Annotated in this window: 3 protein-coding genes and 1 pseudogene (1 of these 4 only partly in view); all 4 read left to right on the top strand. The window is 68.9% G+C overall.

Translation table 11 applies throughout. The features are described from left to right. Positions 1–99: 99 nt before the first annotated feature. A complete protein-coding gene (locus tag ACZ899_RS08270; RefSeq protein ID WP_485627563.1) occupies positions 100–8,004 on the top strand; it encodes an amino acid adenylation domain-containing protein in 7,905 nt (2,634 codons plus the stop codon). Then, positions 7,940–12,604, top strand: a pseudogene (locus ACZ899_RS08265) (amino acid adenylation domain-containing protein); the annotation flags it as partial. The gene ACZ899_RS08270 and the pseudogene ACZ899_RS08265, both read left to right, overlap by 65 nt. Continuing rightward, positions 12,590–25,552, top strand: coding sequence for an amino acid adenylation domain-containing protein (locus ACZ899_RS08260; protein WP_485628014.1), 12,963 nt, complete (start codon positions 12,590–12,592; stop codon positions 25,550–25,552). The pseudogene ACZ899_RS08265 and the gene ACZ899_RS08260, both read left to right, overlap by 15 nt. After that, a protein-coding gene (locus tag ACZ899_RS08255; RefSeq protein ID WP_234562870.1) for a non-ribosomal peptide synthetase crosses the window boundary here: on the top strand, positions 25,549–26,154 show its 5' portion. It continues 13,920 nt past the right edge of the window; 606 of the gene's 14,526 nt are visible here — the first part of the coding sequence; the start codon lies at positions 25,549–25,551; its stop codon lies off the right edge, out of view. The genes ACZ899_RS08260 and ACZ899_RS08255 overlap by 4 nt, the downstream gene beginning before the upstream one ends.

Here is a 26,154-nt window from a genome sequence, read left to right as displayed (position 1 = left end):
GTCGAACACCTGTTGTCCCCCCTTCCCATGTCAGCCCACCCCCCCTCGATCCATTAGCGTTCCGAGCATTTCCGACTGGCTAAAGCAGGATGCTTACCAATGCTCTTCAACGAACTCATGGCAGCGCTCTCCACCCGTGCGATCCGACTCCAGCGCGAGGAGGCCGACCTGATCGTCGAAGGCGATGAAGACACCCTCGATGACGCCCTGTGGGATGCATTGGCGGCCCACAAGCCGGCGCTGCTGGAGATGCTCGCCGGCCTGGACCACGGTTGGCTGAGCCCGGCGTTGCGCATCACCCCCGACATGCTGCCCCTGGCCGGCCTCGACCAGGCGGCCATCGACCGCATCGTCGCCACCTTGCCCGGCGGCGCGGCCAACCTGCAGGACATCTACCCGCTGGCACCGCTGCAGGAGGGCATGCTCTACCACTACCTCACGGCGGCCGAGGGCGACCCCTACGTGTTGCAGGCGCAGTTGCGCTTTGCCAGCCCTGTACGCCTGCAGGCGTTCGCCGAGGCCCTCGACTGGGTGATCCAGCGCCACGACATCCTGCGCACGGCGCTGGCCTGGGAATACCTCGACCAGCCGCTGCAGGTGGTGTGGCGCAAGGCGCCGCTGGTCTGCGAGGCCGTCGAGCTGAACGACGACGGGGATGCGCTGGGACAGTTGCGGGAGCGCTTCGACACCCACCGCTATCGCATGGACCTGGGCCAGGCGCCGCTGTTGCGCCTGGTGCATGCCCAGGCCCGCGACGGCGAGGTTCTGGCCTTGCTGCTGTTCCATCACACCGTCATGGATCACACCGGGCTGGATATCGTACGCCGCGAGATCCAGGCCTACCTGGCGGGTGAGGGCGAGCGACTGCCGGCCCCGGTGCCGTTCCGCGACCTGCTGGCCAGAAGTCGGCAGACCCAGGATGAACAGGCCCATGAGGCCTTCTTCGGCGCCATGCTCGCCGATATCGACGAGCCGACCCTGGCCTTTGGCGTCCAGGAGGTGGCCGGCCAGGCCATGGAGGAAGCCAGGCTGACCCTGGCTTCCGGCTTCAGCCAGCGCCTACGGGCCCAGGCCAGGCTGCTCGGGGTGAGCCCGGCCAGTATCATGCACCTGGGGCTGGCGCGCCTGCTGGGGGCGTTGTCTGGACGTGAGTCGGTGGTGTTCGGCAGTGTGCTGCTCGGGCGCATGGCGGCGGGTGAGGGCGCCGAACAGGCCCTGGGGATGTTCATCAACACCTTGCCGCTGCGCGTCGACCTGCGTGGGCAGGGCGTGCGTGAGGCGCTGTTGGTCACCCATCGGCAACTGACGGCGTTGCTCGGCCATGAGCAGGCGCCCCTGGCCCTGGCCCAGCGCTGCAGCGGCGTGCTGGCACCGACGCCGCTGTTCAACAGCATGCTCAACTACCGCCACAGTGCCGCGGGCGATGCGGCCGAGGTGATCGCGGTGGCGCCGGGCATCGATGTGGTGGGGGCCGAGGAACGCACCAACTACCCTTTGAGCCTGGCCGTCGACGACCTGGGCGAGGACCTGCGCCTCACGGTCCAGGCGCTCGCCGAGTGGGGCGCCGAGCGCGTGTGCGGGCAGTTGCGGCAAGTCTTCGAAGGGCTGGTGGAGGCGCTCGAGCAGCAGCCCGAGCGGCCTTTGCTGGACCTGCCGGTGCTGACGGTCGAGGAACGCCATCACCTGCTGGTGGACTGCAATGACACGGCGGTCGACCATGACCTGGACCTGCCGCTGCACGCCCTGTTCGAACACCAGGCGCAGGCGCGCCCCAGCGCCGTTGCGCTGGAGGCCGATGGCGAGCGACTGAGCTATCGCCAACTCGACGAGCAGGCCAACCGCCTGGCCCATCACCTGATCGAACTTGGGGTAAAACCTGACGACCGGGTGGCGATCTGCATCGAGCGCGGCGTGTCGATGGTGGTCGGCCTGCTGGCCATCCTCAAGGCGGGTGGCGCCTACGTGCCGCTCGATCCGGGTTACCCGGCCGGGCGCATCCGTCATATGCTCGAAGACAGCGCGCCGCTGGCGGTGCTGGTCCACAGCGCTACCCGCGAGGTAGCGGGCGAGGTGGCGGTACCGCAGGTCGACCTCGACCAGCCGACCTGGGAAGCCTTGCCGGCCACCCGCCCACGGGTGGCCGGGCTCACCCCACGGCACCTGGCCTATGTGATCTACACCTCTGGCTCCACCGGCACGCCCAAGGGGGTGATGGTCGAGCACCGCAGCGTGGTCAACCTGGTGCGCTGGGCCGCCGGGCTGTGCCCGACCAGCGCTGACGGCGCGCTGCTGCACAAGACGCCGATCAGTTTCGACGCCTCGGTGTGGGAGCTGTTCTGGCCGCTGGGCAGCGGGTTGCGCCTGGTGCTGGCGCGAGCGGACGGCCAGCGCGACGCGGATTATGTCGCACGGGAGATCATCGAACGGCAGGTCAGCGTGGTGCAGTTCGTGCCGGCGCTGTTGCAGCAGTTCGTCGAGCAGGCGCGCAGCGCGCAGTGCACGAGCCTGACCGATATCGTTTGCGGTGGCGGCGAGCTGACCGAGTCCCTGGCGCGCCAGGTGCGCGAGCGACTGCCGCAGGTGCGCCTGCACAACGTCTACGGACCCACCGAAACCACGGTCGACTGCACCGTCTTCACCCTGGAGCCCGGACAACCTGTGCCCCACGGCGCGCTGCCGATCGGCCGACCCATCGACAATACCCGCCTGTACGTCCTCGACGACGCCGATCAGCCACTGCCGTGGGGCGTGGCCGGGCACTTGCACATCGGTGGCGCGGGGGTGGCGCGGGGCTATCTGGGGCTGGCCGGGCAGCAGGCCGAGCGCTTTATCGACAGTCCGTTCGTAGAGGGCGAGCGCCTGTACCGCAGCGGTGACCTGGTGCGTCAGCGCGCGGACGGGAACTTGGCGTTCATTGGCCGTAACGACCATCAGGTCAAGCTGCGCGGCCTGCGTATCGAGCCGGGCGAGATCGAGGCCTGCCTGAACCGTCTGCCTGGCGTGCGCGAGGCGCTGGTGCTGGTTCACCAGCACCCGCACAGCGGCCCACGCCTGGTGGCCTACCACAGCGGTCAGGCCCAGGTCGCGCAAGAGCTGCGTGAGCATCTGCTGGGGCAATTGCCCGAGTACATGGTGCCGGCACTGTTCATCCACCTTGAGGCCATGCCGTTGACACCGAACGGCAAGGTCGACTGCAAGGCCCTGCCGGCGCCCGAGGCACCGACGCGGCAGTACCAGGCACCCGAGGGGCCGGTCGAGACCGCCCTGGCGGCGATCTGGACTGACCTGCTCGGGGTCGAGGCGGTAGGCCGAGACGACAACTTCTTCGAGTTGGGCGGTCACTCGCTGCTGGCGGTGCGTCTGGTCGAACGCATGCGCCAGCAGGCGCTGCAAGCCGATGTGCGGGTGCTGTTCAGCCAGCCTACCCTGGCAGCGCTGGCCGCATCGGTGGGCGGGCATGCGGCCGTCGCCGTGCCGGCCAACCGCATCCCCGCCGATTGCACGCGGATCACCCCGGATATGCTGCCCCTGGCCAGCCTCGACCAGGACGCCATCGATGCGCTGGTGCGGCAGATCCCCGGTGGCCTGGCCAATGTCCAGGATATCTACGGCCTGGCGCCGTTGCAGCAGGGCATCCTCTACCATCACCTGGCCAGTGAAGGCGCCGACCCCTATGTGGTGCAGGCGCGTTTCGCCTTTGCCGGGCAAGCCGAGCTGGACGCGTTCGTCGCGGCACTGAACCAGGTCATCGTCCGTCACGACATCCTGCGCACCAGCCTGCACTGGCAGGGCCTCGACGAGGCGGTGCAGGTGGTCTGGCGCGAGGCGCCGCTGGTGCCAAGCCCGGCGCTGGAGACGCTGCGGCTCGATCTGGGGCAGGCGCCACTGTTGCGCCTGAGCAGCCAGGTCCAGGCCGGGCGCCTGGAGGCGACCCTGCTGCTGCACCATATCCTCCTCGACCACACTGCCGTGGAGCAGCTGGTGGCCGAGATCGGTACCTTGCTGCAAGGGCAGACGGCGCTGCCGGACAGCGTGCCGTACCGCAACTATGTAGCCCAGGCGCGCCTGGGCGCCGATCCGCGGGCCGACGAGGCGCTGTTCCGCGAGCTGCTGGGCGATATCGACGCGCCGACCGAGGTGTTCGGATTGCGTGAGGCCGAGGTTGATACTCGCCAGGTCGGTGAAACCCGTCAGTCGTTGGAACCGGAACTGGGCGCACGCCTGCGTGGCCAGGCGAGGACGCTGGGGATCAGCGTGGCCAGCCTGGTGCACCAGGCCTGGGGCCAGGTGCTGGCGCAGTTGTCTGGCCGCGAGGAAGTGGTATTCGGCACCGTGCTGCTCGGTCGCCTGCAGGGCGGCGAGGGCGCCGACCGGGCGCTGGGCATGTTCATCAATACCTTGCCGCTGAGGGTCAGCGTGGGGGCTGCGGGCGTCGCCGATGGCGTGCGTCTGACCCACCAACGCCTGGCACGCCTGCTGGCCCACGAACAGGCGTCCCTGGCCCTGGCCCAGCGTTGCAGTGGCGTGCCGGCGTCCCAGGCGCTGTTCACCAGCTTGTTGAACTATCGCCACAGTGCCGGCCAACCCGCCCAGGGGCCGGCTTGGGCCGGGATCGAGCTGCTGACCGCGCAGGAACGCAGCAATTATCCGCTGGTGGTCAGCGTCGACGATTACGGTAATGACTTCAGGTTGACGGTGCAGGTCGTGGCGCCAGTGGACGGTGGCCGGGTCTGCCAGCTGCTGCGCATGGCGCTGCTGCAACTGGTCACGGCGCTGGAACAGGCGCCGATGAGCGCCTTGCACAGCCTGCATCGCTTGCCGGAGGCGGAGCGTGAGCGCGTGGTGCAGCAGTTCAACGGCACGGCACGGGACTACCCGCGTGACCTGGCCGTGCACCGGTTGTTCGAAGCCCAGGCCGTGAATTCACCGGATGCACTGGCGGCAGTCCATGGTCAGCGTCGATGGACTTTTGCCCAGCTCGAGTCCCAGGCCAATCGTCTGGCCTATTACCTGCTTGAACAGGGCGTTCGGGCCGGTGACCGCGTGGCCTTGCTGCTGCCTCGCTCGTTCGATCTGCTGGCGGCCCAGCTGGCCGTGAGCAAGTGCGCGGCGGTGTACGTGCCGCTGGACGGCAATGCGCCGGTCGAGCGTCAGGCGTTCATGGTGGCCGACAGCCAGGCGCGGTTGGTGCTGACCCACAGCGACCAGCCCCAGGTGGACGGCGCACGCCGAGTCGAACTCGACCGCCTCGACCTGAGCGGTTATGCCGATGCGCCGTTGGGCCTGGCGGTGGACGCCGGCAGCGCGGCGTACATCATGTACACCTCTGGCTCCACCGGCACGCCGAAAGGCGTGCAGGTACCGCACCGGGCCATCGTGCGCCTGGTGATCAACAACGGCTTTGCCGATTTCAACCGCCAGGACCGCGTGGCCTTTGCTTCCAACCCGGCGTTCGACGCCAGCACCCTGGAAGTCTGGGCGCCACTGCTCAACGGCGGCGCGGTGGTGGTGGTCGACCAGGACACGGTGCTGTCGCGCCAGGGCCTGCGCGAAGTGCTGCTGGAGCAGGGCGTCACCGTGCTGTGGCTCACCGCTGGCCTGTTCCATCAGTTCGCCGACGATTTGCTGCCGGCGTTCCGTGGCCTGCGCTACCTGATGGTCGGTGGCGATGTGCTGGACCCGACGGTGATTACCCGGGTACTGCGCGATGGCGCGCCGCAACACCTGCTCAATGGCTACGGCCCGACCGAGGCCACCACCTTCAGCACCACCCACGACATCACCGAGGTGGGCGAGGGCAGCATCCCGATTGGCAAGCCGATCGGCAACAGCCGCTGCTATGTGCTTGATGCTCGCCAGCAATTGCTGCCGGTGGGAGCGGTGGGCGAGTTGTATATCGCCGGTGACGGCGTGGCCCTGGGCTACCTGGGCCAGCCGGAGCTGACCGCTGAGCGCTTCCTGCCGGATCCGTTCAACGGCGGCACGATGTACCGCAGCGGCGACCTGGTGAGCTGGCAGGCCGACGGTACCCTGCGTTACCTGGGACGCGCCGACCAGCAGGTCAAGCTGCGGGGCTTCCGTATCGAGCTGGGCGAGATCGAGGCACGCCTGGGCGAGTGCCCGGGTGTACGCGATGCCGCCGTGATCGTGCGCGAGGATGTGCCGGGCGATAAGCGCCTGGTGGCGTACTTCACCGGCCAGGCGCCGACCATCGGCGAGCTGCATGAGCGTCTGCAAGGCGTGCTGCCGGACTACATGCTGCCGTCGGCTTACGTGCGCCTGGACGCGCTGCCGCTGACTGCCAACGGCAAGCTCGACCGCCGTGCCTTGCCGCAGCCGGGCAGCGACGCGTTGGTCAGCCGTGCCTTCGAGGCGCCGCAAGGTGAGATCGAAACCGCGCTGGCCGCGATCTGGGCCGAGGTGCTCAAGGTCGAACAAATCGGCCGCCATGACCACTTCTTCGAGCTGGGCGGCCACTCGCTGCTGGCGGTGAGCCTGATCGAGCGCATGCGCAAGGCCGGGCTGGATGCCGACGTGCGCGTGCTGTTTGCCCAGCCGACCCTGGCCGCGCTGGCGGCCGCGGTGGGCTCCGGACGTGAAGTGGCAGTGCCCGAGAACCGTGTGCCGCAAGGCGCGACGCAGATCACGCCGGACATGCTCAGCCTGATCGAGCTGGACCAGGCCAGCATCGACCGTATCGTCGCCAGCGTGCCGGGTGGCGCGGGCAACGTGCAGGAAATCTACCCGCTGGCGCCCTTGCAGGAAGGCATTCTCTATCACCACCTCAGTGCCGAGCAGGGCGACCCGTACCTTTTGCAGTCACGCCTGGCCTTCGACAGCATCGAGCGTTTGCGGGCCTGGGCTGCGGCCTTGCAACAGGTCATCGACCGCCACGACATCCTGCGCACCTCGGTGGTCTGGGAGGGGTTGGGCGAGCCAGTGCAGGTGGTCTGGCGCGAGGCCCGCCTGGCGGTCAGCGAAGTCACCGGGCTGGGCGAAAAGGCGGTAATCGAGCAACTGCAGGCCCGTTTCGATGCCCGCCAGCAACGCCTGGACCTGACCCGGGCGCCCTTGCTGCGCCTGGTCTATGCCGAGGATCCGCGCCAGGGCGAGTGGGTAGCCCTGTTGCAGTTCCACCACCTGACCCTCGACCACGCCGCCATGGCCGTGGTCGGCGAGGAGATGCAGGCGCTGCTGGACGGGCGTGGTGTCACGCTGCCTGCGGCGGTGCCGTATCGCAATTATGTTGCCCAGGTCTGCCTGGGCGACGATCAGGCCGGCCACGAGGCGTTCTTCCGCGCGCAACTGGGTGATATCGACGAGCCGACCCTGCCGTATGGCCTGGCCGATGTGCAGGGCGATGGCGGGCGCGTCGAACATGCTGCCCTGATGTTGCCGGCCACCCTGGCCCATGGTCTGCGCGAGCAGGCGCGGCAGCGCGGCGTCAGCGCCGCCAGCCTGGTGCACCTGGCCTGGGCCCGTGTGGTGGGCGTGCTGGCGGGGCGTCGCGACGTGGTGTTTGGCACCGTGCTGATGGGCCGCCTGCAAGCGGGCGAGGGCGCCGACCGGGCGCTGGGCATGTTCATCAACACTCTGCCATTGCGAGTGGACACCGCGTTGCCGGTTGACCAGGCGCTGCGTGTCACCCACCAGCGGCTGTCGGCCCTGCTCGGTCACGAGCACGCGCCCTTGGCGCTGGCCCAGCGTTGCAGTGGCGTCGCCGCTTCTGCGCCATTGTTCAGCGCTTTGCTCAACTACCGCCACAGCGCCCGAGGGCGTCGCCCGCGATGGCGAAGGCATCTGGCAGGGTGTGCGCCTGCTGGGGGGGGAGGAGCGCAGCAACTACCCGCTGACCCTGAGCGTCGACGACCTGGGCGAGGGCTTCAGCCTGAGCGTGCTGGCCGCCGAAGGGCTGCCGGCGGCGCAGATCGGCGGCTGGATGGTAAACACCCTCGGCCAGCTGTTGCAGGCTCTGGAACAGAGCCCAGGGCAAATGCTGGATGACCTGCCGATGTTGGATGACGACGCATCGCGTCAGGTGCTGGAGGACTTCAACGCCACAGCCGAGGCCTATCCGCAAGGGCAGACCGTGCACGCGCTGGTCGAGGCTCAATCGCCCGAAGCATTGGCCGTTGTACAGGGTGAGCTGAGTCTGAGCTACGGCGAACTCAACGAGCGTGCCAACCGCCTGGCTCATCATCTGATCGAGCGTGGCGTGGTCCTGGGCGACCGCGTGGCGCTATGTCTGGAACGTGGCCCGCAACGGTTGTTGGCGATGCTGGCCGTGCTCAAGGCCGGGGCGGCGTATGTACCGGTCGATCCGGGTTATCCGGCGCAGCGGATTGCCTACCTGCTCAGCGACAGTGCTCCGGCGCTGGTGCTGGTCGAATCGGCCACCGAAGCGTTGGTCGGCGATGCAGCCAAAGTCATGCTGGATGGCGATGGCTGGCTCGACCACGCGGCCAGCAATCCTGTGGTTGCAGGGCTGGACCAGAATCAGCTGGCCTATGTGATCTACACCTCCGGTTCCACCGGCCAGCCCAAGGGGGTGATGGTCGAGCACCGCACCCTGGCCAACCTGATCCACTGGCATTGCCAGGCCTTCGAGTTGGATGAGGGCAACCACACCTCCTGCGTCGCGGGCTTCGGCTTCGATGCCATGGCCTGGGAAGCCTGGCCGGCGCTGTGCACCGGAGCAGTGCTGCACCTGCCGCCGGCGTCCATCGGCGGCGAGCATGTCGATGAACTGCTGGATTGGTGGCTGGAGCAGCCGCTACAGGTCAGCTTCCTGCCGACGCCGGTCGCCGAGCAGGCGCTGCGTCGCGAACGCCAGCACCCGACCCTGCGCACGCTGCTGGTCGGCGGTGATCGCCTGCGCCAGTTCGACCGCGATCCGGGCTTCGCGCTGGTCAACAACTATGGCCCGACCGAGACCACCGTGGTGGCGACGTCGGGGCAACTGCAACCGGGCGGTGCGCTGCATATCGGCAAGCCGACCGCCAACACCCGCGTCTATGTGCTGGACGAGCAGCGTCAGCCCGTGCCGGTGGGAGTGACCGGCGAGCTGTACATCGGCGGCGCTCAGGTCGCCAGAGGCTACCTCAACCGGCCTGAACTGACCGCCGAGCGCTTCCTCGACGATCCGTTCAACGGCGGGCGGATGTACCGCACCGGCGATCTGGTGCGCTGGAATGCCGATGGCACGCTGGACTACCAGGGCCGCAATGACGACCAGGTGAAGATCCGTGGCGTACGGGTCGAGCTGGGCGAGATCGAGGCCGCGCTGAAGGCCCAGCCGGGCATTGCGGATGCCGTGGTGCTGGTGCGTGATGAGCGTCTGCTGGCCTGGTTCACCGAAACTGCCATGGTCGATCTCGACACCCTGCGCCAAGGCCTGCAGGCAAGCCTTCCGGGCCACTTGGTACCGCAAGCCTTCGTGCGCCTGGACGAGCTGCCGCTGACCAGCCACGGCAAACTGGACCGCAAGGCCTTGCCGGAACCGGCCATGCTCACCGGCCAGGCCTACGCCATGCCGCAAGGCCCCGTGGAAACCACCATCGCGGCACTCTGGGCCGAGGTGCTGGGCGTTGCGCAGGTCGGTCGCCACGACAACTTCTTCGAACTGGGCGGTCACTCGCTGCTGGCGGTGAGCCTCACCGCGCGCCTGCGCCAGGCCGGTTTGCAGGCCGACGTGCGCACGTTGTTCGGCCAGCCGACCGTGGCGGCACTGGCGGCGACCCTGGGCCATGGCCGCCAGGTCGAGGTCCCGGCCAACCGGATTCCGGCCGGCTGCACCCAGATCACCCCGGACATGCTGCCACTGGTGGACCTTGAACCTGCCGCCATCGAGCGCATCGTCGCCACGGTGCCGGGCGGCGCGGCCAACGTGCAGGACATCTACCCGCTGGCGCCGTTGCAGGAGGGCATCCTCTACCACCACCTCAGCTCGCCGGAGCACGATCTCTATGTGCTGCAGTCGCGCATGGCGTTCGACAGCCCGGCACGCCTGGAGGCGTTCGCCAAGGCCTTGCGCCAGGCCATCAGCCGTCACGACGTGCTGCGCACCGCCGTGCTCTGGGAAGGCCTGGAGCAACCGCTGCAGGTGGTCTGGCGCGAGGCGCCACTGCTGGTCGCGCCGCTCGACGGCCACGACCTGCAACGCCTCGACCTGGCCCGGGCGCCGCTGATCCGCCTGCTGTATCGCGATGAGGCCGGCAGCCAGCGCATCGAGGCACTGCTGCAGTTCCACCATATCGTTCTCGACCACACCGCCCTGGAGATCATCGGCGCGCAGCTGCTCGGCTACCTGCAGGGCAGCGCCGTGCCAGTGCAGGCCCCGGTGCCTTACCGCAACTACGTGGCCCAGGCGCGCCTGGGCGTCAGCCAGGCCGAGCATGAGACGTTCTTCCGCGCCCAGCTGGGCGATATCGACGAGCCGACGCTGCCCTACGGCCTGAGTGATGTGCAGGGCGACGGCCAGGCCATCGAGGAAGCCCACCTCTGGCTGGACCAGACCCTGGCCGCGCGTTTGCGGCAACAGGCCCGGCAGCTGGGCATCAGCCCCGCCAGCTTGTTCCACCTGGCCTTCGCCCGCCTGCTGGCTGCCGTCAGCGGCACCGACCGGGTGGTGTTCGGCACCGTGCTGCTGGGCCGCCTGGAAGCCGGCGAGGGCGCCGAGCGGGCCTTGGGCATGTTCATCAATACCTTGCCGCTGCGCCTGGACCTTGCAGGCATCGACCTGCAGGACGCCGTGCGTCAGACCCAGCAGCGCCTGAGCGCCTTGCTGGTGCACGAGCATGCGTCGCTGGCCCTGGCCCAGCGTTGCAGTGGCGTGCCGGCCCCGGCGCCGCTGTTCAGCGCCATGCTCAACTACCGCCATGGCCAGGCGGCGAGCGAGGCCCGGCGCCTGGAATGGCAGGGCATCGAGTTCCTCGATGGCCAGGAGCGCAGCAACTACCCGCTGAGCCTGAGCGTGGACGACATGGGGGAAGACTTCCGCCTGGTGGCAATGACCCCGGCGAGCGTCGGCGCCCAGCGGGTCTGCGGGCAGTTCCGGCAGGTGCTGCAGGGCATGGTGGAAGGTCTGGAGGCTCAGCCACGGCAAGCGCTGCTGGCGCTGCCGGTATTGCCGGACGATGAGCGTGAGCATCTGTTGCAGACCTGCAACGCCACGGCCCAGGCCGGCAATCTCGAACAGCCTGTCCAGGCGTTGTTCGAGCAGCAGGTGGCGCGCGATCCCGAGGCGATCGCCGTGCAGTCTGACGACGGACAACTCAGCTATCGCCAGCTGAATGCCGAGGCCAATCGCCTGGCCCACCACCTGATCGCACTGGGCGTGCGGCCCGACGACCGGGTGGCAATCTGTGTCGAGCGCGGCCTGCCGCTGGTGGTCGGCCTGCTGGCGATCCTCAAGGCCGGCGGTGCCTATGTGCCGCTGGACCCGGACTACCCGGCAAAACGTATCGGCCACATGCTCGCCGACAGTCAGCCGCGAGCGCTGCTGGTGCAACAAGGCACGCGGACGCTGGTCGGCGAAGCGGCGGTGCCGCAGGTCGATCTCGATCAGCCCAGCTGGGACGGGCAGCCGGACAGCGACCCACGGGTGCCCGGGCTGAACGGCGCGCACCTGGCCTATGTGATCTACACCTCAGGTTCCACCGGCCTGCCCAAGGGGGTGATGGTCGAGCACCGCAACCTGGCCAACCTGGTGCACTGGAGTGCCCGCCGGTTCCCGGCCGGCGGCGCAGTGCTGCACAAGACGCCGGTGAGCTTCGACGCCTCGGTGTGGGAGCTGTTCTGGCCGTTGTGCAGCGGGCTGCGCCTGGTGCTGGCCAAGCCGGATGGCCAGCGCGACCCGCAGTACCTGGCCGGGCTGATTCGCCAGCAGCAGGTCGGCGTGGTGCAATTCGTGCCCGCGCTGTTGCAGCAGTTCCTCGACCAGGACGACAGTGCCGCCTGCGCCAGCCTCAGCGATATTGTCTGCGGTGGTGGCGAGCTGACCGAGGCCCTGGCCCGGCAGGTTCGCCAGCGCCTGCCGCAGGTGCGCCTGCACAACGTCTACGGCCCCACCGAGACCACGGTCGACTGCAGCGCCTGGACCCTGGAGCCCGGACAGCTGGTTCCTTCCGGCGCGTTGCCGATTGGCCACCCCATCGACAACACCCGTCTGTACGTCCTCGATGCCCACGACCAGCCGGTACCCTGGGGCGTCGCCGGCCAGCTGCATATCGGCGGCGCCGGGGTGGCGCGTGGCTACCTGGGGTTGCCGGAGCAACAGGCCGAACGCTTCATCGCCAGCCCGTTCGTCGAGGGTGAGCGCCTGTACCGCAGCGGCGATCGGGTACGCCAGGCCGCCGACGGCAGCCTGACGTTCCTTGGTCGTACCGACCACCAGATCAAGCTGCGCGGCCTGCGCATCGAACCGGGCGAGATCGAGGCCTGCCTGAACCGCGTGGCCGGCGTGCGCGAGGCCCTGGTGCTGGTCCACCGGCATCCACACGGCGGTGATCGCCTGGTCGCCTACCACCGCGGCGAGCCGCAGCCTGCCGACGCGCTGCGCCAGGCATTGCTGGCGCGGTTGCCGGAGTACATGGTGCCGGCGCTGTTCGTCCACCTCGACAGCTGGCCGCTGACCCCCAATGGCAAGCTCGACCGCCAGGCGCTACCGCTGCCGGACGTGCAGGCGCGCCAGTACGAGGTGCCACAAGGCGAGACCGAGGTGCTGCTGGCCGAGATCTGGTCGCAACTGCTGGGCGTGGAGCGGGTAGGGCGGCACGACAACTTCTTCGAACTGGGCGGTCACTCGCTGCTGGCCGTGACTCTCACCGCGCGCCTGCGCCAGGCCGGCCTGCAGGTGGATGTACGCACCCTGTTCGGCCAGCCGAGCGTGGCCGCGCTGGCGGCTACCCTGGGCCAGGGCGGCGCGGTGGTGGTGCCGGCCAACCGGATTCCGGCGGGCTGCACCCATATCACCCCGGACATGCTGCCGCTGGTCGACCTGGAACCGGCCGCCATCGAGCGCATCGTCGCCGCGGTGCCGGGCGGCGCGGCCAATGTCCAGGATATCTACCCCCTGGCGCCGTTGCAGGAAGGCATCCTTTACCTGCACTTGAGCGCCGTGGGCGCCGACCCCTACGCCCTGCGGGCACGGCTGCGCTTCGACAGCCCGGCGCGGCTGCGGGTGTTCGCACAGGCTCTGGAACAGGTCATCGCCCGGCACGACATCCTGCGTACCGCAGTGCTCTGGGATGGCCTGCCGCAGCCGGTACAGGTGGTCTGGCGCCAGGCGCCGCTGCAACTGGCGCCGCTCGACGACGCCCACCTGGCGCGCCTGGACCTTGGCCAGGCGCCGCTGATCCGCCTGCTGCATCGCACCGAACCGGGTGGCCAGCGGGTCGAGGCGGTACTGCAGTTCCACCATATCGTGCTCGACCATATCGCCATGCAGGCGGTGCAGGCCGAGCTGCGCGGCTACCTGCTGGGGCAGACCGAGTCACTGCCGGCCTCGGTGCCGTACCGTAACTATGTGGCACAGGCACGCCTTGGCGTCAGCGAGGCCGAGCACGAGGCGTTCTTCCGCGCCCGCCTGGGCGACATCGACGAGCCGAGCCTGCCGTTCGGCCTGCGCGAGGTGCAGGGCGAAGGCCAGGCCCTCGATGAGGCCGAGGTGGAATTCGACGGCCTTCGCTATGGTCGCCTGCGCGACCAGGCCCGCCAGCTGGGGGTGAGTACCGCGAGCCTGGTGCACCTGGCTTGGGCGCGCCTGCTGGCGGTGGCCTGCGGCAAGGACCGCGTGGTCTTCGGCACCGTGCTGCTGGGCCGCCTGCAGGGCGGCGAGGGCAGCGAGCGGGCACTGGGCATGTTCATCAATACCCTGCCGCTGCGGGTCGACCTGGATGGGCTGGGCGTGCGCGACGGCGTGCTGGCCACCCACCGCGAGCTGTCGGCGCTGCTGGTCCACGAGCACGCCTCGCTGGCCCTGGCCCAGCGCTGCAGCCAGGTGGCCGCGCCGCTGCCGCTGTTCAGCGCCATGCTCAACTACCGGCAGAGCACCCGCGCCACGCTGCAGCCACAGGCCTGGGAGGGGATCGAGACCCTGGGCAGCGAAGGGCGTACCAACTACCCGCTGAGCCTGAACGTCGATGACTTCGGCGATGGCCTGCGCCTGGGCGTGCAGGTGTCGGCCCAGGTGGGCGCACAGCGGATCTGCGCGCAGATGCTGCAGGTGCTCGACGGTCTGTTGCTGGCGCTCAAGCAGCATCCGCAGCAGGCGCTGAACCGCTTGCCGGTGCTGAGTGCCGAGGAGCGGCGCCAGGTGCTGGTCGAGTTCAACGACACGGCGGTGGCGTACGACCTGGAGCAGACCCTGCACGGCATGATCGAGGCTCAGGTTCGACGCACCCCGACCGCTGTGGCGGTGAGGGCGGAGGAAGGCGAGCTGACCTATCACCAGCTCGACGAGCAGGCCAACCGCCTGGCCCATCACCTGATTGCGCTGGGGGTAAAACCCGACGCGCGCGTGGCGATCTGCCTCGAGCGCGGCCTGTCGATGGTGGTCGGCCTGCTGGCCATCCTCAAGGCCGGTGGCGCCTACGTGCCGGTCGACCCGGACTACCCGGCCGAGCGCATCCGTCACATGCTCGATGACAGCGCGCCGCTGGCGGTGCTGGTGCACGGTGCCACCCGCGACGTGCCGCAGGCGAGCCGTGCGGCGCTGATCGACCTCGACCAGCCGACCTGGCAGGCGCAGCCGGCGCATGCCCCAGAGGTGCCTGGGCTGACCCCGCGCCACCTGGCCTATGTGATCTACACCTCCGGCTCCACCGGCCTGCCCAAGGGTGTGATGAACGAGCACGCCGGGGTGGTCAACCGCCTGTTGTGGATGCAGGACGCCTATGGGCTGGGCGCCGATGACGTGGTGCTGCAGAAAACCCCGTTCAGCTTCGACGTGTCGGTGTGGGAGTTCCTCTGGCCGCTGCAGACCGGCGCCCGCCTGGTGATGGCGCGCCCAGGCGGGCACCGCGACCCCGAGTACCTGCGCGCGGTCATCCGTGAAGAGCAGGTCAGCACCTTGCACTTCGTGCCGTCGATGCTTGATGTGTTCCTCGCCCATGGCGAAGTCCTGGCGCACCAGCTCAAGCGCGTGCTGTGCAGCGGCGAAGCCTTGCCCGGCAGCCTGGTACGGCGTTTCCATGCACAACTGCCGACGGTCGAGCTGCACAACCTGTACGGTCCGACCGAGGCGGCGGTGGATGTCAGTGCCTGGCACTGCGTGACGGCACCGGACAGCACGCCGATCGGCAAGCCGATCGCCAATACCGCGCTGTACGTCCTGGACGCCCAGGGCCAGCCGGTACCGGTGGGCGTGGCCGGCGAGCTGTACATCGGCGGCGTGCAGGTGGCGCGGGGTTATCTCAACCGCGAGCAACTGACCGCCGAACGCTTCCTCGATGATCCGTTCTCGCTCAGGACCGGTGGCCGGATGTATCGCACCGGCGACCTGGCCCGCTACCTGGCCGACGGCAACCTGGAATACCTCGGACGCAACGACGACCAGGTGAAGATTCGTGGCCTGCGCATCGAACTGGGCGAGATCCAGGCCTGCCTGACCCGTATCGAAGGGGTCAAGGAGGCGGTGGTGCTCGCCCGCGAGCAGCGCCTGGTGGCGTACTACACCGGTGCCCGGCAGGTGCCGGAGACCTTGCGCGTGGCGCTGCTGGGCCAGTTGCCGGAATTCATGGTGCCGGCTTCATTCACCCACCTCGAGGCGTTGCCGCTGAGCCCCAACGGCAAGCTCGACCGCAAGGCGCTGCCGCAGCCGGAAACCACGCAGCAGGCCTATGAGGCGCCGCAAGGCGAAGTCGAGACCCTGCTGGCGCAGCTGTGGAACGAACTGCTGGGTGTGGCTAAGGTCGGTCGCCATGACAACTTCTTCGAGCTCGGCGGCCACTCGCTGCTGGCCGTGACCCTGACCGCGCGCATGCGCCAGGCCGGCCTGGCGGCGGATGTACGGGTACTGTTCGGCCAGCCGAGCCTGGCCGCGCTGGCGGCGGCGGTGGGCGGCGAGGTGACGCTGGAGGTGCCGGCCAACCGTATCCCGGCGGGCTGCACACGCATCACCCCCGACATGTTGCCGCTGGCGCGCCTGGAACAGGCCGCGCTCGACAGCCTGGTGCAGAGGATTCCCGGCGGTGCGGCCAATATCCAGGACCTGTACGCCCTGGCGCCGTTGCAGCAGGGCATTCTCTACCACCACCTGGCCAGTGCCGAGGTCGACCCCTACGTACTGCAACTGAAGTTCGCCTTTGCCGGCGAGGCCGAGCTGGAAGCCTTCGTCGCGGCGCTGAACCAGGTCATCGCCCGCCACGACATCCTGCGCACCAGCGTGCACTGGCAGGGGCTCGACGAAGCGGTGCAGGTGGTCTGGCGCGAGGCGCGCCTGGACCTTGAGCCGGCACTGGACAGCCCGCGCCTGGACCTGGGCCGCGCACCGTTGATGCACCTGAGCAGCCATGTGCAACAGGGCCGCTTGCAGGCGACCCTGCTGCTGCACCATATCCTCCTCGACCACGCTGCCATGGAACTGCTGGTGGCCGAGGTCGGCGATGCGCTGCTGGGGCGCATGCCCGAGGGCGACAGCGTGCCGTACCGCAACTATGTGGCCCAGGCGCGCCTGCGTGACGACAGCCAGGCGCAGGAGGCGCTGTTCCGCGAACTGCTGGGCGATATTGACGAGCCGACCGAAGTGTTCGGCCTGCGCGGAGCGCTGGGCGATGGCAGCCACGTGCTCGACCACCGCGAGCGCCTGGACGAGCCACTGGCCCTGCGCCTGCGTCAGCAGGCACGGTTGCTGGGCATCAGCGTCGCCAGCCTGGTGCACCAGGCCTGGGGGCAGGTGCTGGCGCAGCTGTCAGGCCGCGAGGAAGTGGTGTTCGGCACCGTGCTGCTTGGTCGCCTGCAGGGCGGCGAGGGCGCCGAGCGGGCGCTGGGCATGTTCATCAACACCTTGCCGTTGCGGGTCAGTGTGGGGGAGATGGATGTGGTCGACGGCGTGCGCCTGACCCACCAGCGCCTGGCGCGCCTGCTGGCCCACGAGCAGGCCTCCCTGGCCCTGGCCCAGCGCTGCAGCGGCGTGCCGGCCTCCCAGGCGCTGTTCACCAGCCTGCTCAACTACCGCCATAGCGCGGCCTCCGGGGCGCAGCGCGCACAGGCCTGGCAGGGCATCGAACTGCTGGCCGCCCATGAGCGCAGCAACTACCCGCTGGTGGTCAGCGTCGACGATTTGGGTGACGGTTTCATCCTGACCGTGCAGGCGGTGCCGCAAGTGGATGGGGTACTGGTCTGCCAGCTGCTGCAGACGGCCCTGGCGCGGTTGGCCGATACCCTGGCGGACACGCCGGCGGCGCCGTTGAACCGTATCAACGCCTTGCCGGACGTCGAGCGCGAGCGCGTGGCGCGGCAGTTCAACGCGACCCGTCGCGACTATCCCCGCGACCTGCCCGTGCATGCCCTGTTCGAGGCGCAGGCCATGGCCAGCCCGGATGCACTGGCGGTGGCCCATGGCACGCGGCGCTGGAGCTACCAGGCGCTCGACCGGCAGGCCAGCCGGCTGGCCGGGTACCTGCTGGAGCAGGGGGTACAGGCGGGTGACCGCGTGGCTTTGCTGCTGCCTCGCTCGTTCGATCTGCTGGCGGCCCAGCTGGCCGTGAGCAAGTGCGCGGCGGTGTTCGTGCCGCTGGACGGCAATGCGCCGGTCGAGCGTCAGGCGTTCATGGTGGCCGACAGCCAGGCGCGGTTGGTGCTGACCCACAGCGACCAGCCCCAGGTGGACGGCGCACGCCGAGTCGAACTCGACCGCCTCGACCTGAGCGGTTATGCCGATGCGCCGTTGGGCCTGGCGGTGGACGCCGGCAGCGCGGCGTACATCATGTACACCTCCGGCTCCACCGGCACGCCGAAGGGCGTGCAGGTGCCGCACCGGGCCATCGTGCGCCTGGTGATCAACAACGGCTTTGCCGATTTCAACCGCCAGGACCGCGTGGCCTTTGCTTCCAACCCGGCGTTCGACGCCAGCACCCTGGAAGTCTGGGCGCCACTGCTCAACGGCGGCGCGGTGGTGGTGGTCGACCAGGACACGGTGCTGTCGCGCCAGGGCCTGCGCGAAGTCCTGCTGGAGCAGGGCGTCACCGTGCTGTGGCTCACCGCCGGCCTGTTCCACCAGTTTGCCGACGATTTGCTGCCGGTGTTCCGTGGCCTGCGCTACCTGATGGTCGGTGGCGATGTGCTGGACCCGGCGGTGATTGCCCGGGTACTGCGCGATGGCGCGCCGCAACACCTGCTCAATGGCTACGGCCCGACCGAAGCCACCACCTTCAGCACCACCCACGAAATCACCGAGGTGGGCGAGGGCAGCATCCCGATTGGCAAGCCGATCGGCAACAGCCGCTGCTATGTGCTCGATGCCCGCCAGCAACTGCTGCCGGTGGGAGCGGTGGGCGAGTTGTATATCGCCGGTGACGGCGTGGCCATGGGGTATCTGGGCCAGCCGGAGCTGACCGCTGAGCGCTTCCTGCCGGATCCGTTCAACGGCGGCACGATGTACCGCAGCGGCGACCTGGTGAGCTGGCAGGCCGACGGCACCCTGCGTTACCTGGGACGCGCCGACCAGCAGGTCAAGCTGCGGGGCTTCCGTATCGAGCTGGGCGAGATCGAGGCACGCCTGGGCGAGTGCCCGGGTGTTCGCGACGCCGCCGTGATCGTGCGCGAGGATGTGCCGGGCGATAAGCGCCTGGTGGCCTATTTCACTGGCCATCAGGCAATCGCTGAACTGCACCAGCAACTGCAAGGCCAACTGCCGGACTACATGTTGCCGTCGGCCTATGTACAACTGGACGCGCTGCCGCTGACCGCCAACGGCAAGCTCGACCGCCGTGCCTTGCCGCAGCCGGGCAGCGACGCGTTGGTCAGCCGTGCCTTCGAGACGCCGCAAGGTGAAATCGAAACCGCGCTGGCCGCGATCTGGGCCGAGGTGCTCAAGGTCGAGCAGGTTGGTCGCCATGACCACTTCTTCGAACTGGGCGGCCATTCGCTGCTGGCGGTGAGCCTGATCGAGCGCATGCGCAAGGCCGGGCTGGATGCCGACGTGCGCGTGCTGTTCGCCCAGCCGACCCTGGCCGCGTTGGCGGCTGCTGTAGGCTCCGGGCGTGAAGTGGCAGTGCCCGAGAACCGTGTGCCGCAAGGCGCGACGCAGATCACGCCAGACATGCTCAGCCTGATCGACCTGGACCAGGGCAGCATCGACCGTATCGTCGCCAGCGTGCCGGGTGGCGCGGCCAACGTGCAGGAAATCTACCCGCTGGCGCCGCTTCAGGAAGGCATCCTCTACCACCACCTCAGTGCTGAGCAGGGCGATCCTTACCTGCTGCAGACCCGTCTGGCCTTCGACAGCCTGGATCGGTTGCAGGCCTGTGCCGAGGCCTTGCAAGAGGTCATCGATCGTCACGATATCCTGCGTACCTCGGTGGTCTGGGAGGGGCTGGGCGAGCCGGTGCAGGTGGTCTGGCGCCAGGCTCGCCTGGCGGTCAGCGAGGTCACCGGCCTGGGCGAAGAGGCGGTGATCGAGCGGCTGCACGCGCACTTCGATGCCCGCCTGCAACGCCTGGACCTGACCCAGGCGCCGCTGCTGCGCCTGACCTACGCCCTGGACCCGGCCCTGCAACGGGTGGTGGCCGTTTTACACTTCCACCACCTGGCCCTGGATCACACGGCGATGGAGGTGATCGTCCACGAACTGCAGGCGATCCTCTCCGGTCGCCGGCACCTGTTGAGCGCGCCCGTGCCGTACCGCACCTACGTGGCCCAGGTACGCCTGGGCGCCGCCGAGGCGGGGCACGAGGCGTTCTTCCGCGACATGCTCGGCGATGTCGACGAGCCGACCCTGCCCATGGGGCTGGCCGATGTGCAGGGCGACGGGCGTGATATCGAGGAGTCGCGCCTGCCGCTGGATCCGGCCTTGTCGCGCCGGGTGCGCGAGCAGGCAAGGGCGCTCGGGGTCAGCGCCGCGAGCCTGATGCACCTGGCCTGGGCCCGCGTGGTGGGTGTGCTGGCGGGGCGCGGTGACGTGGTGTTCGGCACCGTGCTGATGGGCCGCCTGCAAGGCGGTGACGGCGCCGACCGGGCGCTGGGGGTGTTCATCAACACCTTGCCGCTGCGCATCGACACCGCCAAGGGCGCCCGCGATGCGGTGCAGGCCACCCACCAGCGGCTGTCGGCGTTGCTTGGGCATGAGCATGCGTCGTTGGCACTGGCCCAGCGTTGCAGCGGCGTGCCGGCCTCGGCGCCGCTGTTCAGTGCCTTGCTCAACTACCGCCATAGCCCGACGGATACGGCCGGTGTGGATGTCGCAAGCTTCCAGGGCATGCATCAGCTCGGCGGTGAAGAGCGCAGCAACTACCCGCTGACCCTGAGCGTGGACGACCACGGGGAAGGTTTCAGCCTGAGCGTGCTGGCCCAGCTGGGGATCGGTGCCGAGCGGGTCGCAGGTTGGATGACCGCTGCCGTGAGCCAGTTGATCCAGGCGTTGGAGCAAGGTGGCGCGGCGCAGGTCGACAGGCTGCCCATCCTCGAGGGCATGCAGCGACGCCATGTGCTCGAAGGTTTCAATACCACGGCCGTGGATTATCCCCAAGGTCAGACCGTGCACGCACTGGTCGAGGCCCAGTCGCCCGAAGCATTGGCCGTTGTACAGGGCGGGCTGAGTCTGAGCTATGGAGAACTTAATGAGCGTGCCAACCGCCTGGCTAATCATCTGATCGAGCGGGGCGTGGTCCTGGGCGACCGCGTGGCGCTGTGCCTGGAGCGTGGCCCGCAGCGGCTGCTGGCGATGCTGGCCGTGCTCAAGGCCGGCGCGGCCTATGTGCCGGTCGATCCGGGTTATCCGGCGCAGCGGATTGCCTATCTGCTCAGCGACAGCGCGCCGGCGATGGTGCTGGTCGAATCGGCCACCGAAGCGTTGGTCGGCGATGCAGCCAAAGTCATGCTGGATGGCGATGGCTGGCTCGACCACGCGGCCAGCAATCCTGTGGTTGCAGGGCTGGACGAGAATCAGCTGGCTTATGTCATCTACACCTCCGGTTCCACCGGCCAGCCCAAGGGGGTGATGGTCGAGCACCGCACCCTGGCCAACCTGATCCACTGGCATTGCCAGGCCTTCGAGTTGGGCGAGGGCAGCCACACCTCCAGCGTCGCCGGCTTCGGCTTCGATGCCATGGCCTGGGAAGCCTGGCCGGCGCTGTGCACCGGAGCAGTGCTGCACCTGCCGCCGGCGTCCATCGGCGGCGAGCATGTCGATGAACTGCTCGACTGGTGGCTGGAGCAGCCGCTGCAAGTGAGCTTCCTGCCGACGCCGGTCGCCGAGCAGGCGCTGCGCCGCGAACGCCAGCACCTGACCCTGCGCACGCTGCTGGTCGGCGGTGATCGCCTGCGCCAGTTCGACCGCGATCCGGGCTTTGCGCTGGTCAACAACTATGGCCCGACCGAGACCACCGTGGTGGCGACGTCGGGGCAACTGCAACCGGGCGGTGCGCTGCATATCGGCAAGCCGACCGCCAACACCCGCGTCTATGTGCTGGACGAGCAGCGTCAGCCCCTGCCGGTCGGTGTGACCGGCGAGCTGTACATCGGCGGTGCTCAAGTCGCTCGGGGCTACCTCAACCGCCCTGAACTGACCGCCGAGCGCTTCCTCGACGATCCGTTCAACGGTGGCCGGATGTACCGCACCGGCGATCTGGTGCGCTGGAATGCCGATGGCACGCTGGACTACCAGGGCCGCAATGACGACCAGGTGAAGATCCGTGGCGTACGGGTCGAGCTGGGCGAGATTGAGGCCGCGCTGAAGGCCCAGCCGGGCATTGCGGATGCCGTGGTGCTAGTGCGCGACGAACGTCTGCTGGCCTGGTTCACCGAAGCCGCCATGGTCGATCTCGACACCCTGCGCCAAGGCCTGCAGGCAAGCCTTCCGAGCCATCTGATACCGCAAGCCTTCGTGCGCCTGGACGAGTTGCCACTGACCAGCCACGGCAAACTGGACCGCAAGGCGCTGCCGGACCCTGATCCTGCAGCCCTGGCACGCCAGGCCTATGTCGCTCCAATCGGCGCGACCGAGGAGGCCATGGCTGCAATCTGGGCTGAAGTCCTGGGCATCGAACAGGTCGGTCGCCACGACAACTTCTTCGAACTGGGCGGCCACTCGCTGCTGGCGGTGAGCCTCACCGCGCGTCTGCGCCAGGCCGGCCTGCAGGCCGACGTGCGCACCCTGTTCGGCCAGCCGACGGTAGCGGCGCTGGCGGCAACCCTGGGCCATGGTCGCCAGGTCGAGGTCCCGGCCAACCGGATTCCGGCCGGCTGCACCCGGATCACCCCGGACATGCTGCCGCTGGTGGACCTTGAACCTGCCGCCATCGAGCGCATCGTCGCCACGGTGTCGGGTGGCGCGGCCAACGTGCAGGATATCTACCCGCTGGCGCCGTTGCAGGAGGGCATTCTCTACCACCACCTCAGCTCGCCGGAGCACGATCCCTATGTGCTGCAATCGCGCATGGCCTTCGCCAGCCGTGACCGGCTGCACGCCTTCGTCGATGCCCTGGGCAAGGTCATCGCCCGTCATGACGTGCTGCGTACGTCAGTGCTGTGGGACGGCCTGCCGCAGGCATTGCAGGTAGTCTGGCGCCAGGCTGAGCTGGCGCTGTTCGAGGTGGCCGACGAGGCTGCGGTGCCTCATGCCCTGGCCCTCGACCGGGCGCCACTGGTGCGCCTGTACCACTGGCCGGACGCGCAGGGCGCCGGAAGGCAGGCTGTGCTGCAGTTCCACCATATCGTCCTCGACCATACCGCGCTGGATGTGCTCGGCCGGGAACTGGTCAGCTATCTGCAAGGCGCGCCGGTGCCCGCCGAACAGGGCGCGCCGTACCGCAACTACGTGGCCCAGGCGCGGCTGGGCGTCAGCCAGGCCGAGCACGAGGCGTTCTTCCGCGAGCAGTTGGGCGATATCGACGAGCCGACCCTGCCGTTCGGCCTAAGCGACGTGCAGGTCGACGGCCTCGGCATCGAAGAGGCCCAGCTATGGCTGGACGAACCCCTGGCCACCGGTCTGCGCCAGCAGGCACGGCAGCTGGGCATCAGCGTCGCCAGCCTGTTCCACCTGGCCTACGCCCGCCTGCTGGCCGCCGCCAGCGACCGTGACAGCGTGGTATTCGGCACCGTGCTGCTCGGTCGCCTGGAAGGCGGCGCGGGAGCGGACCAGGCGCTGGGCATGTTCATCAACACCTTGCCGCTGCGCCTGGACCTTGCAGGCATCAACCTGCAGGACGCCGTGCGCCAGACCCAGCAGCGCCTGAGCGCCTTGCTCGCCCACGAGCATGCCTCGCTGGCCCTGGCCCAGCGCTGCAGCGGCGTGCCGGCCCCGGCGCCGCTGTTCAGCGCCATGCTCAACTACCGCCACGGCAGCCAGGCGGACGAGGACCAGCGCCAGGCCCTGCAAGGCATCGAGACCCTGGACAGCAACGAGCGCAGCAACTATCCGCTGAGCCTGAGCGTGGACGATATCGGCGAGCGCTTCCGCCTGGTCGCCCTGGCGCCGGCGGCGGTCGGCGCGGCGCGTGTCTGCGAGCAGATGCGGCGGGTGCTGGAGGCCATGGCCGAGGCCTTGGCCCATCAGCCACGGCAAGCGCTGCTGCAACTGCCAGTACTGTCGGCCGAGGAACGCGACCAGCTGGTGCACGACTTCAACCGCACGGCGCAGCCCCACGACCTGAACCGGACCCTCCAGGACCTGTTTGAGGCCCAGGCGTTGCGTAGGCCCGAGGCCGTTGCGCTCAGCGCCGAGCAGGGTGAACTCAGCTATGAGCAGCTCAATGCCCAGGCCAACCGTCTGGCCCATCACCTGATCGCGCTGGGTGTACGGCCCGACGACCGGGTGGCGATCTGTGTCGAGCGCGGTCTGTCGCTGGTGGTCGGCCTGCTGGCCATCCTCAAGGCCGGTGGCGCCTATGTGCCACTGGACCCTGACTATCCGGTCGAACGGATCCGCCACATGCTGGTCGACAGCCAGCCACGGGCGGTCCTGGTGCAGGCGGCCACCCGGGCGCTGATGGGGGATCTGCCACTGACCCAGGTCGATCTCGACCTGGCGGACTCGATCCGTGAGCCGGAGCACAACCCGCAGGTGCCGGGCCTGACCGCCGCCAACCTGGCCTATGTGATCTACACCTCCGGCTCCACCGGGCTGCCCAAGGGGGTGATGGTCGAGCACCGCAACGTGGTCAACCTGGTGCACTGGAGCGCCGGGCTGTTCCCGGGCGAGGGCGCTTTACTGCACAAGACCCCGGTGAGCTTCGACGCCTCGGTGTGGGAGCTGTTCTGGCCGCTGTGCAGCGGCGTGCGCCTGGTGCTGGCCAAGCCGGACGGTCAGCGCGACCCGCAGTACCTGGCCGAGCTGATCCACCAGCAACAGGTCGGCGTGGTGCAGTTCGTGCCGGCGTTGCTGCAGCAGTTCCTCGAGCACGAGGCCAGCGCGGCCTGCGCCAGCCTCAGCGATATCGTCTGCGGTGGCGGCGAGTTGACCGAGGCCCTGGTGCGCCAGGTGCGCGAGCGCCTGCCACGGGCAAGGCTGCACAACGTCTACGGTCCCACCGAAACCACGGTCGATTGCAGTGTCTGCACCTTGCACCCGCAGGATCCGTTGACATCGGGCGCAATGCCGATTGGCCGGCCGATCGACAACACCCGCCTGTACGTGCTCGACGGCCACGACCAACCCGTGCCGTTGGGCGTTGCCGGTCAGCTGCATATCGGCGGCGCCGGGGTGGCGCGTGGCTACCTGGGGTTGCCGGAGCAACAGGCCGAACGCTTCATCGCCAGCCCGTTCGCCGACGGCGAGCGGCTGTACCGCAGCGGCGATCGGGTACGCCAGCGCCCTGACGGCAGCCTCGAGTTCCTCGGCCGCACCGACCACCAGATCAAGCTGCGCGGCCTGCGCATCGAGCCGGGCGAGATCGAGGCCTGCCTTGCCCGGGTACCCGGGGTGCGCGAAGCCGTGGTGCTGGTGCACGACGCCCAACCGACCGGCCCGCGCCTGGTGGCCTATGTCACCGGCGCCGCGCCGCCCGCCGAGGTTCTGCGCGAGGCGCTGCTGGGGCAACTGCCCGAGTACATGGTACCGGCGCTGTTCATGGCCCTCGACGCCTTGCCGCTGACCCCCAACGGCAAGCTCGACCGCAAGGCACTGCCGCAGCCGGACCTGCCGGCGCGCGTCTACGAGGCGCCGCAAGGCGACACCGAGCAGCTGTTGGCGCGTATCTGGGGCGAGCTGCTGAGCGTGGAGCAGGTAGGCCGCCACGACAACTTCTTCGAACTGGGCGGCCACTCGCTGCTGGCCGTGACCCTCACCTCGCGCTTGCGCGAGGCGGGCCTGGAAGCCGACGTGCGCAGCCTGTTCGAACACCCGACGCTGGCAGACTATGCCGCCATCACAGACAGAATGGAGATCGTCCTGTGAGCATCAACGAACTACTGGCGACCCTGGCCGCCAACAATGTCCAGCTGGCCCTCAAGGATGGCCAGCTGGTGGTCCAGGGCAATCGCCAGGCCCTGAGCGACGCCGCGCTGGTGGCGCGGCTGCGCGAGCACAAGCCGGCGCTGCTGGGGATGCTCGAACGTGGCGAGTACGTGGCGGCGCGCCAGGGCAGCGTCGAGGTACCGGAAAACCGCATCCCCGCCGGCTGCGCGCGGATCACCCCGGCCATGCTCAGCCTGGTCGAGCTCGACCAGGCCAGCATCGACCAGTTGGTCGAAGGCGTGCCCGGCGGTGCGGCCAACGTGCAGGACATCTATCCGCTGGTGCCGTTGCAGCAAGGCATGCTGTTCCACCATGCCAGCGCCGGCGACCATGATCCCTACGTGATGCAGGCGCGCTTCGTGTTCGCCAGCAGCGCCCGGGTCGAGGCCTTCGCCCAGGCCCTGCAAGGGGTGATCGACCGTCACGATATCCTGCGCACCTCGGTGCACTGGAAGGCCCTGGAGACGCCGGTGCAGGTGGTCTGGCGCCAGGCCCGGCTGCGGGTCACCCAGTTGGCCGAGGGCCAGTTGCCGGACAGCGGC

The organism is Pseudomonas sp. TE31087, assembly GCF_057284075.1.
The sequence above is the reverse complement of the archived record's forward strand: the minus strand, read 5'-3'. Positions and strand labels throughout refer to the sequence as shown.

Coding starts and splice junctions, on each gene's coding strand:
- ACZ899_RS08270 (WP_485627563.1), top strand. CDS start 100: ATGCTCTTCAACGAACTCATGGCAGCGCTCTCCACCCGTGCGATCCGA.
- ACZ899_RS08260 (WP_485628014.1), top strand. CDS start 12,590: ATGGTGCCGGCGCTGTTCGTCCACCTCGACAGCTGGCCGCTGACCCCC.